Genomic DNA, 14,557 nt, shown 5'->3' with positions numbered 1-14,557 from the left:
TCCGCCGTCCGTCTGGGGTGGATGGCGGGCAGGCTAGTTTCCGGGACGTTGCAGGAACGTTGCGCGCGGCAGCGCGTACTCCTCGGCGAGCTGGCGGGCCCGCGCGAGCGCGAGCGGCCGGCGCGGCGTGCCCGGCGGCAGCGCCCGGGCCAGGGCCTGCCAGGCGGCCAGGTCGTCGGCGCCGGCCGCCGTCGCGGTCCAGGCGGCGATCAGGCCGGGGTCGACGCCGGCCAGCACCGCCGCGCGCAGCTGGCCGTCGACCAGGCGGCGCAGTCGCGCCACTCCCGGCGCGTCCGACCCGGGCAGGAGCGGCCCGCGGTACGCGCGCAGCGCCGCCGCCGGATCGCCACGTTCCAGCAGTTCGGTGACGGTGCGGAAGTCGGCGCGCACGGCCGGGCGCAGCCGGTACGGGCGGGAGTCGAGCAGTTCCTCGCCGAGCGCGCGGCGCAGCCGGGACAGTTCGGCGCGCAGCGTGACCGGGTGCCGCCGGTCGTCGCCGTAGAGGTCGAGGCCGAGCTGTTCCCCGGTGCGCCCTTCGGGGTGGTCGACGAGCAGCACCAGCAGCTCGCTGTGCCGGCGGCCCAGCCGGATGCGCCGGCCGCCGACGCGCAGCTCCGCCTCGTCGCGGCCGAGCGCCGACACGTACGCCACGTCCGGCGCGGCGGGTGCGGCGCCGGCCAGGAACGCCTCGGCGGCCCGGGCGGTGGCCCGGACCAACGCCAGGCTCTGCGGGGCGGCCAGGTGGTCCCCGCCGGTGATGTCGACGGCGCCGAGCAGCGCGCCGCTGACCGGGTCGTGGATCGGCGCGGCGGCGCAGGTCCAGCGCTGCACCGGCCGGACGAAGTGCTCGGTGGCGAAGATCTGCACGCCGTGGTCGACGGCGAGGGCGGTGCCGGGGGCGTTGGTGCCGGCGTGCGCCTCGTCCCAGCGCGCGCCGGGTACGAAGTTCATCCGCTCGGCGTGCCGCAGCACCCCGGGGTGGCCCTCCACCCAGAGCAGCCGGCCGGCGGCGTCGCAGACCGCCATCAGGTGCGCGCCGTCCTGTGCGATGCCGCCGAGCAGGTCGCGGAAGATCGGCATCACGCGGGCGAGCGGGTGCGCGGCGCGGTAGGTCTCCAGCGCGTCGTCGGTGAGGTCGACCGGTGCGGTGGCCTCCGGGTCGAGCAGCGCGGACCGCTCCCAGGAGCGGGCCACCACCTCCCGGACGCCGCCGGTGGTGCCGGCGGTGAGGAACGCCTCGTGGGCGGCACCGACCTGCGCGATCCGCTCCGCCGGATCCGCGCCGAACTCCAGGGCGAGCCACGGGTCAGCCACCAGCGCCTCCTTCCACCCATCGTGACCCACCTCACGCCTGAGCGCCAATGCGTGATCCGGGTCACTTCAGCGGTGCTCGCGCCACCTGCGTACCGGACGAACGGCCCAGACGGCTCGACGGCGGTTGTCGCAGCGTGGCCCGCGTGGAGGATGGCTGCTGCGGACGCTTACAGAACCCTTAACTGCGGCCTGCGAAGGTGTGCCGGACGACGAGGGAAGACACGGGGGAGCGCAACGGTGCGGGTGCTGGTGGCGGACGACGAGCGGCTCTTGGCGGACACGGTCGCCGAGGGGCTGCGACGGTTCTCCATGGCTGTCGACGTCTGCTACGACGGCGACGGCGCGCTGGAGCGGATCGGGGTCAACCGGTACGACGTGGCGGTGCTGGACCGGGACATGCCCGGTGCCACCGGCGACGAGGTGTGCCGCAGCCTGGCCGGGTCCGACGCCGGCACCCGCGTGCTGCTGCTCACCGCCGCCGCCGGCATCCGGGACCGGGTCGCCGGCCTCGGGCTGGGCGCCGACGACTACCTGACCAAACCGTTCGCGTTCGCCGAGCTGGTGGCGCGGGTCCAGGCGCTGGGCCGCCGCTCCACCCCGGCCCTGCCGCCGGTGCTGGAGCGGCACGGCGTGGTCCTGGACGTGGCCCGGCACGCCGCGACCCGGGACGGCAGCCCGCTCGGGCTCAGCCCGAAGGAGTTCGCCGTCCTGCACGTGCTGATGCGGGCCGGCGGCCGGGTGGTGAGCGCCGAGGAACTGCTGGAACAGGCGTGGGACGAGTTCGCCGACCCGTTCACCAACGCGGTCCGGGTGACGGTGATGACCCTGCGCAAGAAGCTCGGCCAGCCGTCGGTCATCCACACCGTGCCCAAGGCCGGCTACCGGATCGGCGAGCCGGAGTGAGCCCCCGCCGCCGCATCCTGCTGGTCGGGATGCTCGCCCTGCTCGCCGGGTTCTTCGTGCCCCGCATGGTCAAGTCACTGCTCGAACTGGTGTGGGGGCAGGCCCAGTGGTTCTGCGGCCTGGCCACGATCGGCGCGGTGTGCGAGCCGGGCCGTCCGTTCGTGCCGCTGCTGCCGCGGCTGACCGAGTTGCTGGTGCTGGTGGCCGCCGGGCTCGCGGTGTGGGGCGCGGCCCGCTGGTGCCTGCGCCCGGTGCGCGAACTGGCCGCTCCGATGGCGAGCCTGGGGCCGCAGAATCTCGGTTACCGCATCCGGCGCGGCGGCCGGGACGAGCTGGCCGGGCTCGCCCGCTCGATCGACGACATGCTGGACCGGGTCACCGCCGGGTACGAGGGACAGCGGCGGTTCGCCGCGAACGCTTCCCACGAGCTGCGTACGCCGCTGGCGGTGCAACGAACGCTGATCGAGGTCGGCATGGCGCAGTCGCTCACCGGGGAGCAACTGGAACTGCTGACCGCGCAACTGCTCGCCACGAACGAACGCAACGAGCGGCTGATCGAAGGGCTGCTGGCGCTCAGCGAGAGCGACCAGGGTCTGCGGTCCTCGACCCCGCAACGCCTGGAACAGATCGTCGGCGGCGTGCTGGCCGCGTACGCCGACCGGGCCGCCGAAGCCGGCGTGACGGTGGAGGCCCAGCTGTCGCCCCGGATCGTGACCGGCGAGCGGGTACTGCTGGAACGCCTGGTCACGAACCTGGTGGAGAACGGCATCAAGTACAACCGCGAGGGCGGCCGGCTCGTCGTCACGGTTGGCGGCGACCCCGCGCTGACCGTCACCAACAGCGGGCAGGCCGTCCCCGCCGAGGCGGTCGACGGGCTGTTCGAACCGTTCCGGCGCCTCGCCCGGGACCGGACCAACCAGGGCGGCGGCGCCGGGCTCGGCCTGGCCATCGCCCGCTCCATCACGCAGGCGCACGGCGGCATCATCGCCGCCCGCCCGGGTACGGACGGCGGCCTGCGGGTCGACGTCCACCTGCCCCACGTGGGCTGACCACCAACACACACGACTCCGGGAGCCGCCGTCGCGGCGTTCCGCGATGACACCTGCCCGAGAACGGGACCGGCGGCGCTGCCGCCTGCCCGGAGACGGCCGGAGAGGAGACCGCAGTGCCGACGCGTACCGAGGAGGGAAGCGCGCCGCCCGGTGACCGGGTGGTCTGGGCCGACGTGGCCAAGGGCGCCTGCATCGTGCTCGTGGTGCTGTGGCACGTCGTCGTCAAGGACTACCTGCGCATCGACTGGCGGGTCGGCCTGCCGGTGCCGGGCGCGTGGGGGCTGCTCGGCGAACAGTTGCTGCCGCTGCGGATGCCGTTGTTCTTCGCGATCTCCGGCATCTTCGCGGCCAACGCGGTGGCCCGCCCGTGGCGGCTGTCCGGGCGGCCCCGGATCGCGCGGAACCTCTACCTGTACGCGGTCTGGCTGCTCATCCACACCGCGCTGCTGGCGCTGGCGCCCGGCTTCCCGACCGACCGGGCCACCAACCCCGGTGAGCTGCTGGCCCAGCTCACCGTGACGCCGTCGAACCTGTGGTACCTGTACGCGCTGGCGCTCTACTTCGTGATCGCGAAGGCGCTGCGCCGGGTTCATCCGGCGGTGCTGCTGACCGCCGCGGGCGTCCTGTCCGCGGTGGCGGCCACCGGGCTGCTGGACAGTCCCGGCAACCGGGGGCAGGTCTACCAGAACCTCGTGTTCTTCCTGGCCGGCGTGCACCTGAAGCCGTACCTGACGAGGTGGGCGGACGGCGTGAGCACCCGGCGGCTCGCCGCAGCCGGGGCGGCGTACGGGATCGGGCTGGCCGCCATGGCCCTCGCGGGCGCGCAGAGCCGGCCCGGCGTGTACCTGCTCGTCTCCGTCGCCGCCGTGGCGTTCGGGCTGACCGCCGCCGCCCGGCTGGCCCGGCACCGCCTGGCCGGTCCGGCGTTGGCCCGGCTCGGCCGCCGCACGCTTCCCGTGTACGTGATCCACATGCCGGTGCTGGCGCTGCTGGACCGGCTCCTCGCCGCACCGGTGGCCGGCCTGGACGGACCCGCGCGGGCGCTGCTCGTGACCGTCTACCCGGTCGTGCTCACCGCGCTCGTGCTGGCACTGAGCCTCGCCGCGCACCGCGGCCTCACCGCACTCGGCGCGCGCTGGCTGTTCGACCTGCCGCGCCGTGCCCACTCGAATCCCGAAGGAGAGATCATGCCCCGAATCGACGCGCCGGAGCTGCCGGCCCGAACACATGTCGAGGAGGCCGCCCGCGTGCTGTCCGGCCGGGTGGTGCGTACCCCGGTGCTGCACAGCCCGGCTATCGACCGCCTGGCCGGCGCCCGGATCCTGCTCAAGGCGGAGAACCTCCAGGACGGCGGCTCGTACAAGATGCGCGGCGCGATGCTGGCGGTGGGCCGGCTCGCCGCCGCCGGGCACACCGGCGTGGTCGCGCAGAGCACCGGCAACCACGCCGTCGCGGTGGCGCTGGCCGCGCGGCGGCACGGGCTGGCCGCGACTGTCGTGCTGCCGGTGGACGCCGCGCCGGTCAAGGTGGACCGGGCGCGAGCGGCCGGGGCCCGGGTGGTCCGGGCCGGCACCACAGTCGAGGAGCGCCTCGCCGTCGCCCGGCGGATCGCCGAGGTGGAGGGCCACCCGCTCGTCGACGCGTACGACCACCCGGACGTGGTGGCCGGGCAGGGCAGCGCCAGCCTGGAGCTGATCGAGGAGGCGGCGCGACGCGGAACGCCGCTGGACGCGCTCGTGGTGCCGGTGGGCGGAGGCGGCGGCATCGCCGGGGCCTGCCTGGCGGCGGCCGGAACCCCGATCCAGGTGTACGGCGTGGAGCCGGTCGGCTGCGACTCGCTCGCCCGCAGCCTGGCCGCCGGGCGGCCCACACCGGTGGCCCCGGCGCCGAGCCTGGCCGACGGGCTGCGTCCCGGCTGCGTCGGCGACCTGCCGTTCGCGGTTGCCCGGACCGCGGTGCGGGGGGTGGTCCGGGTCGACGACGACGCGATCGTCGAGGCGTTCCGGCTGCTCCTGCTGGAGCTGAAGGTGCTGGTGGAGCCGTCCGGCGCGGCCGGGCTGGCCGGCGCGCTGCGGCTCGGCGAGGTCGCCGGTCCCGGCGGCCCGGGCGGCGGACGGCAGATGACGGTCGGCGTGGTGCTGACCGGCGGAAACGTGGAAGCAGACCTGGTGGCCCGGCTGGCGGGCGACCGGATGACGGCGGGAGTGGCGGCATGAGGGCGACAGTGCGGATCGGTGTCCTGTTCGGAGGCCCGTCGGCGGAGCACGAGGTCTCCTGCGCCTCGGCGCTCGGCGTGGCCCGGGCCCTGGCCGGGCAGGGCCACCGGGTGGTGGCGCTCGGCCTCACCCGTACCGGCGGGCTGCGGCTGCTGCCGGAACCGGTGCTCGCGCAGCACCTCGGCACCGTGGCGGCCGGGCGGGCCATCGACGACCGGCTGCCGGTCACCGGCCCGGCGGTCGAGCTGCGGCGCGGGGCAGCCGCCGGGACCGTGGCGGTCACCGCCGCCGACGCCCCGGCGACAGTGCACGCCGAACTGGACGTGGTGTTCCCGGTGCTGCACGGCCCGTACGGCGAGGACGGCGTGGTGCAGGGACTGCTGGAATCGCTGGGCGTGCCGTACGTCGGGTGCGGCATCCTCGCCTCCGCCGTCGGCATGGACAAGGTGGCGATGAAGCGGGCGCTGCGGGCCGAGGACGTGCCGACCACCCCGTACGTCTGGTTCGACGAGCCGACCTGGCGGGCCGCGGCGGACCCGGAGAAGCTGGTCGTCGGGCTGCGCGGGCCGCTGTTCGTCAAGCCGGCCCGGATGGGCTCCTCGATCGGCATCTCCCGGGTGGCCGACGGCGACGACCTGGTCGCGGCGGTGGAGGAGGCGTTCCGGCACGACCACGTTGTCCTGGTCGAGCAGGGCGTGACCGGCCGGGAGCTGGAGTGCGGCGTGCTCGGCGGCTGGCAGCCGGAGGCGTCGGCGGTCGGCGAGGTCCGGGTCGCCGGCGGCTGGTTCGACTACCGGCAGAAGTACTTCGGCGACGCCGACCCGATGATCGTCCCGGCGCCGCTGCCGGACGAGGTCACCGAGCGGATCCGCGAGCTGTCGGTGCGGGCGTTCACCGCGATCGGCGGCTGGGGTCTGGCCCGTGTCGACTTCCTCTACGACGAGGCCACCGGCGACCTGTTCGTCAACGAGCTGAACACGCTGCCCGGCTTCACCGCGCACTCGATGTACCCGAAGGTGTGGGCCGAGTCCGGCGTCACGTACCCCGAGGTGGTGGACCGGCTGGTCGCGCTCGCCTTCGCCCGGCACGCGGCCCGGCCGTCCACCGCACACCCCGGGGGTACGCCATGATCCTGCTCTCGGATCCCCGGGTCGCCGCGGTGTCCAGCCGGGACGACGGCGAACCCCTGGTGGACCTGCGCGACGTTCCCGGGCTGCTGGTGGACGCGCGGGCCGCCGATCCCGCCGGGGCGTACGCCCGGGTGCGGCGCGGCGTCGCGGACCGGCTGCTGGCCGCGCAGCGCGCGCTGCCGGCCGGGCTGCGCCTGCTCGTGGTCGAGGGCTACCGGCCGTTCCGGGCGCAGCTCGACATCTTCACCGGCTACCGGGACGAGCTGCGGCGGCGGCACCCGGAATGGCCGGCGGACCGGCTGCACCGGGAGACCACCAAGTTCGTGTCGCCGGTCGAGGTGGCCCCGCACAGCACCGGCGGAGCAGTGGACCTCACGCTGTGTGACGCCGACGGTGTGGAGTTGGACATGGGCACGGCGCTCGACGCCACCCCGGAGGAGAGCGCGGACGCCTGCTTCACGGCGGCCCGGCACATCCCCGTGAGCGCATGGCGCAACCGGGACGTGCTGGTGGCGGCGTTGAGCGGCGCGGGCCTGGTGAACTACCCGACGGAGTGGTGGCACTGGTCCTACGGCGACAGGTACTGGGCGTTGATGACCGGAGAGCCGCACACCCGTTACGGTCCGTTGTAGCCCGTCAACTCAGGTGAACGTTCCGGCCCTCCCGTCCGTACCACGCGACGAACGACAGCGACGACGGGAGAGAACGTGAAGGTGCAGCGCAAGCACGTGATGGCGGCCACGGTGGCGGTGACCGCCACGGTGGCGGTCTCGGTGGGGACCGGACTGGGGTTCGCGGACACCGCGCCGCTCGGGCGGTCGGTCTGCGCCGGGTCGGTGACCTTCTCGGCCGAGGGCGGGCCGCCGGCCGCTACGAGCGATCGGTTCCCGGTGGGCACCCGGCTGCGGGTGACGAACCTCGACAACCGCAAGGTGGCCACTGTGACTGTCACCGGGCCGTCCGGGAGCTGCGTGCTGCTGAACACCGCCGCCATGGACCTGGTGCGCGAGCCGGGCAAGAACGTCATCCGCCGCAACGTGGTGGAACGCCTCGACGGCGCCGCCGCCCCGGCACCGGACGCCCAGCCGGGCGAGACCCGGCCCGGCGCGGCGCAGCCGATCGGCGGCAGCGTCTGCTCCGGCGCGATCACGTTCTTCGCCGAGGGCGGGACGCCGGCCGCCACCAGCGGTCAGTTCCCGCTCGGCACCCGGCTGCGGGTGACGAACCTGGACAACAACAAGGCGGTGACGGTGACTGTGACCGGGCCGTCCGGGAGCTGCGTGCTGCTCAACACCGCCGCCATGGACGCCATCCGGGAACCGGGCAAGAACCTGGTCCGCCGCAACACCGTCGAGTTGATCCGCTGAGTTCCCGGGTGGAACACCATGGGCGGGCCCGGGGGAGATCACGCCCATGGTGTTCCACGTCCGGGGTCAGCCGAAGGCGGCTGCCAGGATGTCCAGGCCTCGGCCCAGTTCGTCGTCGGAGATGACCAGCGGCGGCAGGAACCGCAGCACGTTGCCGTAGGTGCCGCAGGTGAGCGTGAGCAGCCCGGCCGCGTGGCAGGCCGCCGAGATCGCCGTCGTAGCGGCCGGGTCCGGGGTCAGCGTGCCGGGCGCCACGATCTCCACGGCGAGCATCGCGCCCCGGCCGCGTACCTCGGCGATGCGTGGGTCACCGGCGGCGATCGCGCGCAGCCGCTCGCCCATCACCGCGCCGATCCGGCGCGCGGCGGCGGCCAGGTCCAGCTCCCGCATCGTCTCCATCGACGCGAGCGCGGCGGCGCAGGCGATCGGGTTGCCGCCGTACGTGCCGCCCAGGCCGCCGACGTGCACCGCGTCCATCAGCTCCGCCCGGCCCGTGACGGCCGCCAGCGGCAGCCCGCCCGCGATGCCCTTCGCCAGCGTGATCAGGTCCGGCTCGACGCCCTCGTGCTCGCAGGCGAACCAGTCGCCGGTGCGGCAGAAAGCGGTCTGGATCTCGTCGGCGACGAACACCACCCCGGCCGCCGTCGCCCACTCGCGCAACGCCGGCAGGAAACCCGGCGCGGGTACGACGAAACCGCCCTCGCCCTGGATCGGCTCGATCAGCAGCGCGGCCACGTTCTCCGCGCCCACCTGCTTCTCGATCATCTCGATCGACCGGGCCGCCGCGACGGCGCCGTCCAGCCCGCCGTCGCGCAGCGGGTACGACATCGGCACCCGGTAGACCTCGCCGGCGAACGGCCCGAACCGGTGCTTGTACGGCATGTTCTTCGCGGTCAGCGCCATGGTCAGATTGGTGCGGCCGTGGTACGCGTGGTCGAACACCACCACCGCGGGCCGCCCGGTCGCGTGCCGGGCGATCTTCACCGCGTTCTCCACCGCCTCGGCGCCGGAGTTGAAAAGCGCCGAGCGCTTCCCGAAGCCACCCGGGGTCAGCGCGTTGAGCTGCTCGCAGACCGCCACGTACGACTCGTACGGCGCGACCATGAAGCAGGTGTGGGTGAACCGTTCGACCTGCGCGCGTACCGCCTCGACCACCCGCGGCGCGGAGTTGCCCACGTTGGTGACAGCGATGCCGGCGGCGAAGTCGATCCACTCCCGCCCGTCCACGTCGGTGATCGTGCCGCCGCCCGCCCGGTCCACGTACGCGGGAATCGTGCTGCCCACGCCCCGCGCCACCGCCTCGACCCGGCGCTTGTGCAACTCCTCGCTGGTGGCCACCGGGATCAGCCCTCGATGTTGTGCATGACGTGCTTGACCCGGGTGTAGTCCTCCAGGCTGTAGACCGACAGGTCCTTGCCGTGGCCGGAGTGCTTGAAGCCGCCGTGCGGCATCTCCGAGACGAACGGGATGTGCGTGTTCACCCAGACGCAGCCGAAGTCCAGGCGCCGGGTCATCCGCATGGCCCGGCCGTGGTCGCGCGTCCACACCGAGGCGGACAGGCCGTAGTCCACGCCGTTGGCCCAGCGCACCGCCTCGTCCTCGTCGGAGAAGCGCTGCACGGTGATGACCGGCCCGAACACCTCGTCCTGGATGATCTCGTCGGTCTGCCGTACGCCGGAGACCACTGTCGGGGCGTAGAAGAAGCCGCGCTCGCCGACCCGGGCCCCGCCGGTGGTGACGTTCGCGTGGTCCGGCAGGCGGTCCACGAAACCGCTCACCCGGGCGAGCTGGTTGGCGTTGTTCAGCGGGCCGTAGAGCACGTCGGCGTCGTCCGGCGCGCCGGTACGGGTGTTGCGGGCCTGCTCGGTGAGCGCGGCCACGAAGTCCTCGTGGATGCCCGGCCCGGTGAGCACCCGGGTCGCCGCTGTGCAGTCCTGGCCGGCGTTGAAGTAGCCGCCCATCGCGATCGCCTCGGCCGCCGCCGCCAGGTCCGCGTCGTCGAAGATCACCACCGGGGCCTTGCCGCCCAGTTCCAGGTGGGTCCGCTTCAGGTCCGGCGCCGCCGCGGCGGCGACCTCCATGCCCGCGCGGGTCGAGCCGGTGATCGACACGAGCTGCGGCGTCGGGTGGGAGACCAGCGTACGGCCGGTGTCGCGGTCGCCGCAGACCACGTTGAACACACCCGGCGGCAGATGCTCGGCGGCGATCTCGGCCAGCAGCAGCGTCGACACCGGCGTGGTGTCCGACGGCTTCAGCACCACCGCGTTGCCCGCCGCCAGCGCCGGGGCGATCTTCCAGACCGCCATCATCAGCGGGTAGTTCCACGGCGTCACCTGGGCGCAGACGCCGATCGGCTCGCGCCGCACGTACGAGGTGTGCCCGGCCATGTACTCGCCGGCCGAGCGACCCTCCAGCAGGCGGGCCGCCCCGGCGAAGAAGCGCAGCTCGTCCACCGCCGGCGGCAGCTCCTCCTCGGTGGTGAGCTGCCGGGGCTTGCCGGTGTTGCGGACCTCGGCGTCGACCAGCTCCGCGGCCCGCGCCTCCACCGCGTCGGCGAACTTCAGCAGCGCCCGCTGCCGTTCGGCCGGAGTGGTGTCCCGCCAGGTCTCGAACGCGGCGGAGGCGGCCTTCATCGCCGCGTCCACGTCCGCCGCGCCGGAGACCGGGGCCTGGGCGAAGACCTCGCCGGTGCACGGGTCGATCAGGTCGGCGTAGCCGCCGTCCACCGGGTCGACGTACTCGCCGTTGACGAAGTTGCGCAGCTGCTGCTGGTCGCTCATCAGAAGTCTCCGTGAAGGTGGCCGGGGAGAGGGTCAGCGGAGGTTATCGCAATCTGACTGCCATCTTGGCTACTAAATCCGAGGCAGACAAGGGTTTGAGCAACTGTTTCCGCGTGAGCGCCTGTGGTCTAGGCTGCCGGTCGTGGAGCCGAGAGCCTTCTACGTCGCCGGCCGCCCCGCCCACGGCGAGGACGAGCTGACAGTCATCCACCCGTACGACGGGCAGCCGGTGGGGCGTACCACGATCGCCACGGCCGACCAGGTCGAAGCCGCCGTCGCGGGCGCCGCCGCGGTGGCCGCGGAGGCCGCGGCCCTGCCCGCGCACGCCCGCGCGGCCGCCCTGGACCACGTCTCCCGGCGGCTCGCCGAGCGGGCCGACGAGGTCGCCGCGCTGATCACCGCCGAGAACGGCAAGCCGGTCAAGTGGGCCAAGGCCGAGGTGGGGCGCGCGGTCTCCACGTTCCGCTGGGCCGCCGAGGAGGCCCGCCGCTTCTCCGGCGACCTGCAACGGCTCGACACCGACCCCGCCACCACCGGCCGGATCGCCCTGGTCCGGCGCGTGCCGCGCGGCCCGGTGCTCGGCATCACGCCGTTCAACTTCCCGCTCAACCTGGTCGCCCACAAGGTCGCCCCGGCGCTCGCCGTCGGAGCGCCGATCGTGGTCAAGCCGGCCCCGGCCACCCCGCTCACCGCGCTGCTGCTCGGCGAGATCCTGGCCGAGACGGACCTGCCCGAGGGCATGTTCTCGGTGCTGCCGCTGCCGAACGAGCGGGCCGCCGAACTGGTCGCCGACCCGCGGCTGCCGGTGGTGTCGTTCACCGGCTCCGGGCCGGTCGGCGCGGCCATCCGGCGGGTCGCGCCGGACAAGCACGTCACGCTGGAACTCGGCGGCAACGCCGCGGCGGTGATCTGCGAAGACTGGGCGGCCGACGAGGACCTGACGTTCGCCGCGCACCGCATCGCCACGTTCTCCAACTACCAGGCCGGGCAGTCGTGCATCGCCGTGCAGCGCGTCTACGTGCACGAATGGCTCTACGACGGCTTCCTGCCCCGGCTCGTCGCCGCGGTCCAGGCGCTGCGCACCGGCGACCCGCGCTCCGAACTGACCGACGTCGGCCCGCTGGTGTCCGTCGAGGCCGCGCAGCGGGTCGCGACCTGGGTGCACGAGGCGGTCGCCGCCGGCGCCGTCATCGAGACCGGCGGTCGGCGCGACGGCGCCACCTACCCGCCCACGGTCCTCAGCGGCGTACCGGCCGACGCGAAGGTGTGCGCCGAGGAGGTGTTCGGGCCGGTGCTCGTGGTCGCCCCGGTCGCGAACGACCGGGCCGCGTTCGCCGCCGTCAACGACTCCGCGTACGGCCTGCAGGCCGGCGTCTTCACCCACCGGCTCGACGTGGCGTTCGACGCCGCCCGCACGCTTGAGGTCGGCGGCGTGATCATCGGGGACGTGCCGTCGTACCGGGCGGACCAGATGCCGTACGGCGGCGTGAAGGGCTCCGGCGTCGGGCGGGAAGGGCTGCGCAGCGCCATGGACGACTACACCGAGCCGCGGGTCACCGTGCTGACCGGCGTGGCCCTCTGATCGCTCGCCCGCCCGCCACTCACCAGGTGCCGTCGTCGCGGACCCGGGCGGGGGCGCGGCCGAGCAGCAGGGTGGTGAGGGCGGCGTCGATGTCGGGGCCGAGGAACCACTCACCGGCCTGGTCCAGGGCGAAGATCCGGCCGTGCTCGTCGACGGCGAGGATGCTCTCCTGACGTTCGCTGCCGAGCGGGAAGAGGCGGGCGTCGATGACCGCCCCGAAGTCGGCGAGAGAGTCGGCGCTGTGCGCCATCTTTCGCGGACGTACCTCGAAGCGGGAGATCCACACCGCTTCGCCCGGACCCTGGCGGGCGGTCACCAGCCCGGGAAAGGCGGTGAGTGTCGCCAGCGCGGCGGGGAAGGAAGCGTGCGCGTGCTTGGTGCCGCTGACCTCGGTGACCTTACGGACCGAGGTGGCGGCGGAGACCTCGTCGCCGAAGTGCGGCCGCCAGCCCGCGATCACCAGCGCGTTCGCGACCTCGGTGGGAAACCGGCCGGGCTCGGGGGGTGTCTGCGGATCCGACTGCCATTCCTCGGCGTAGGCCAACTCCGGCCAGGGAAGCGCGTTGACGTGCACGAGGAACCTGATGCACGACTCGCAGCGGAGGTCGGCCGGACCGCCCGCGGGGTCACCGGGCTCGCGAACCCGGAAGCTCTCGATCCGGCTGGTGCCGAGCAGGTCGCGGGCGTCCTCGATGGTCAGTGGTGCCAGGCCGTCGGCGGCCCGGCGGTGGTCGTGCTCGTACAGCGCGTCGGAGACCACGATCATCTCGGCGTGCCGCTCACCGCCACGCACCAGATGGCCCGGGGGCAGAGAATCCAGATAGGACTGGACCAGCGGATGGTGCCGAACCTCGACGTCGCCCTTCGCGCCCTGCGCGACGTGCCGCCGGCCGTCGAGCGTGAGGTGCGCCGCCGCGCCCGGCGTTGGCAGCCGGGTCAGTTCGCGGAGCAGTTGAGCGGCCGGGTCGACGGCTCGCGGCGCACGGGGTTCAGCGGGCCGCTGCTGCCGGTACATCGCCTCGACCGCCGGTGCCGGAATCCGCGGCCAGGTGGACACCTCGCCGGTCTCCTTGTCGATGACTGTGGTCGGCAGGTCGCCGGGTAGCGCCCGCGCGTCCGTGGACACAGTGGACAGCACCACGTAGCCCAGGTCGAACTCCTCAACCACGGGCGTGCAGGGAAAACCGAGGCGGTCGGAGTCCCGCCGGGCCCATACCGAGGCGATCTGCTCGGCCTGCTGTCGCTCGATCACCACTTGAAATTACCGGACCTCACGGATTTCGTGGCACCCGGTATGGTCGGGCCTACCCACGGTGACGGAAGGGGTGCGGCGGTGGCCGAGAGTGCGGACCGGGATGCGAACCGTGCACTGCGCGCGCGATTCGACGAGGTGTACGGCCAGTACCAGCGGTTGCGGTCCGGTCTGGACGAACTTCAGGTCAAACTGGCCGAGCTGCGGGTCACCGAACGCTCCGACGACGGTCAGGTGACCGCAGTGGTCGGTGCGCGGGGCGAGCTGATCAGCGTCGAGGTGAGCCCGGCGGCCTTCCAGGAGCGGGACGCCCGAGGGCTGAGCCGGAAGATCACCGAGACCGTGCTGCGCGCCTCCACGGCCGCTGTCACCGCCACCCGCGAGCTGGTCTCCGGCTATCTGCCCCCGGGTTCGCCGTCGGTCGAGTTCCTGCGTACCAATGACTTCGGCGCGCTGCTCGGCCGGGCCGACGCCGTGCTGGCACGCGGCGAGTGACAGGTGGCCGGGGGAGAGATCTGGCTGGACCCGGACCGGGCCCGGCGCGGCGGCGCCGACCTGACCCTGTCCGGTAAGGCGATGGGCGCGGCCCGGCGGGAGACAGGCGACCCGATCGCGACCGCCGGCGCGCAGCGACCCTGGGGCCGCGACGACATCGGCACCGCCTTCGACAAGCACTACCAGGGGTACGCCGAGACGCTGCTGCGCGCGTGGGAACAACTCGGCCGGTCGCTGGAGGTGCTCGGGTCGGATGTCGTCCGCTCGGTCGCGGCCACCGTGGAGACGGACCTGAGCAACGCCCGTGACCTCGGGAAGATCCCACAGCAAGGCCACAACCCGCATCGGCACTGGCGCTGACCACCGGAGGATCCGCGCGTGAGCATGCTGCCCAGCCCGATCCCGCACCCGCTCGACTTCTGCCCGTGGGACGTGCCCGGCTGGATCTACGAGGCGCTCGACTGGG

At 73.7% G+C, this 14,557-nt stretch carries 13 protein-coding genes; 9 read left to right on the top strand and 4 right to left on the bottom strand.

The annotated features are described in order from the left end of the window. Positions 1 to 33: 33 nt before the first annotated feature. A complete protein-coding gene (locus ACSDG8_RS12445) occupies positions 34 to 1,314 on the bottom strand; it encodes a transcriptional regulator (protein ID WP_210942760.1) in 1,281 nt (426 codons plus the stop codon). 237 nt (positions 1,315 to 1,551) lie between these two features. Here ACSDG8_RS12445 and ACSDG8_RS12440 point away from each other — a divergent pair, with 237 nt between their 5' ends. The 6 genes from ACSDG8_RS12440 (at position 1,552) to ACSDG8_RS12415 (ending at position 7,982) form a co-directional block, all read left to right on the top strand. After that, positions 1,552 to 2,217, top strand: coding sequence for a response regulator transcription factor (locus ACSDG8_RS12440; RefSeq protein ID WP_210942761.1), 666 nt, complete (start codon positions 1,552 to 1,554; stop codon positions 2,215 to 2,217). After that, entirely contained in the window at positions 2,214 to 3,266 is a 1,053-nt protein-coding gene (locus tag ACSDG8_RS12435) for a sensor histidine kinase (RefSeq protein ID WP_210942762.1), read from the top strand. Before ACSDG8_RS12440 ends, ACSDG8_RS12435 begins: the two co-directional genes overlap by 4 nt. Positions 3,267 to 3,382: 116 nt before the next feature. Then, a complete protein-coding gene (locus ACSDG8_RS12430; protein ID WP_210896569.1) occupies positions 3,383 to 5,485 on the top strand; it encodes a pyridoxal-phosphate dependent enzyme in 2,103 nt (700 codons plus the stop codon). Continuing rightward, entirely contained in the window at positions 5,482 to 6,615 is a 1,134-nt protein-coding gene (locus ACSDG8_RS12425; RefSeq protein ID WP_210896567.1) for a D-alanine--D-alanine ligase family protein, read from the top strand. Before ACSDG8_RS12430 ends, ACSDG8_RS12425 begins: the two co-directional genes overlap by 4 nt. Further along, positions 6,612 to 7,247, top strand: a complete 636-nt coding sequence (locus ACSDG8_RS12420) for a M15 family metallopeptidase (RefSeq protein ID WP_210896565.1) — start codon at positions 6,612 to 6,614, stop codon at positions 7,245 to 7,247. The genes ACSDG8_RS12425 and ACSDG8_RS12420 overlap by 4 nt, the downstream gene beginning before the upstream one ends. 75 nt (positions 7,248 to 7,322) lie before the next feature. Further along, complete coding sequence (locus tag ACSDG8_RS12415) at positions 7,323 to 7,982, top strand: hypothetical protein (protein WP_210896563.1); 660 nt, start codon at positions 7,323 to 7,325, stop codon at positions 7,980 to 7,982. A 66-nt stretch (positions 7,983 to 8,048) separates the two neighbouring features. On the opposite strand, the gene gabT is transcribed toward ACSDG8_RS12415, so the two are convergent. Continuing rightward, a complete protein-coding gene (gabT, locus tag ACSDG8_RS12410; protein WP_210942763.1) occupies positions 8,049 to 9,320 on the bottom strand; it encodes a 4-aminobutyrate--2-oxoglutarate transaminase in 1,272 nt (423 codons plus the stop codon). A 5-nt stretch (positions 9,321 to 9,325) separates the two neighbouring features. Then, entirely contained in the window at positions 9,326 to 10,762 is a 1,437-nt protein-coding gene (locus ACSDG8_RS12405) for a gamma-aminobutyraldehyde dehydrogenase (RefSeq protein WP_210896561.1), read from the bottom strand. Positions 10,763 to 10,904: 142 nt separating this feature from the next. Here ACSDG8_RS12405 and ACSDG8_RS12400 point away from each other — a divergent pair, with 142 nt between their 5' ends. Beyond that, positions 10,905 to 12,344, top strand: coding sequence for an aldehyde dehydrogenase family protein (locus ACSDG8_RS12400; protein WP_210896559.1), 1,440 nt, complete (start codon positions 10,905 to 10,907; stop codon positions 12,342 to 12,344). 19 nt (positions 12,345 to 12,363) lie between these two features. Here ACSDG8_RS12400 and ACSDG8_RS12395 read toward each other — a convergent pair whose 3' ends face one another. Then, positions 12,364 to 13,599, bottom strand: coding sequence for an SUKH-3 domain-containing protein (locus tag ACSDG8_RS12395; RefSeq protein WP_210896556.1), 1,236 nt, complete (start codon positions 13,597 to 13,599; stop codon positions 12,364 to 12,366). 78 nt (positions 13,600 to 13,677) lie between these two features. Here ACSDG8_RS12395 and ACSDG8_RS12390 point away from each other — a divergent pair, with 78 nt between their 5' ends. Together ACSDG8_RS12390 and ACSDG8_RS12385 are read left to right on the top strand one after the other, a co-directional pair. Further along, positions 13,678 to 14,091, top strand: a complete 414-nt coding sequence (locus tag ACSDG8_RS12390; protein WP_210896554.1) for a YbaB/EbfC family nucleoid-associated protein — start codon at positions 13,678 to 13,680, stop codon at positions 14,089 to 14,091. A gap of 3 nt (positions 14,092 to 14,094) precedes the next feature. Next, the gene (locus ACSDG8_RS12385) at positions 14,095 to 14,451 is read left to right on the top strand and encodes a hypothetical protein (protein ID WP_210896552.1); all 357 of its coding nucleotides are present in this window, start codon (positions 14,095 to 14,097) and stop codon (positions 14,449 to 14,451) included. The last annotated feature ends 106 nt before the right edge of the window (positions 14,452 to 14,557 follow it).

Origin of the sequence: Micromonospora sp. LA-10 (assembly GCF_051853095.1) — a bacterium.
Taxonomy (GTDB): Bacteria; Actinomycetota; Actinomycetes; order Mycobacteriales; family Micromonosporaceae; genus Micromonospora; species Micromonospora echinospora_A.
Note: the sequence above shows the minus strand (reverse complement) of the source record. Positions and strands in the feature narration are given on the sequence as shown.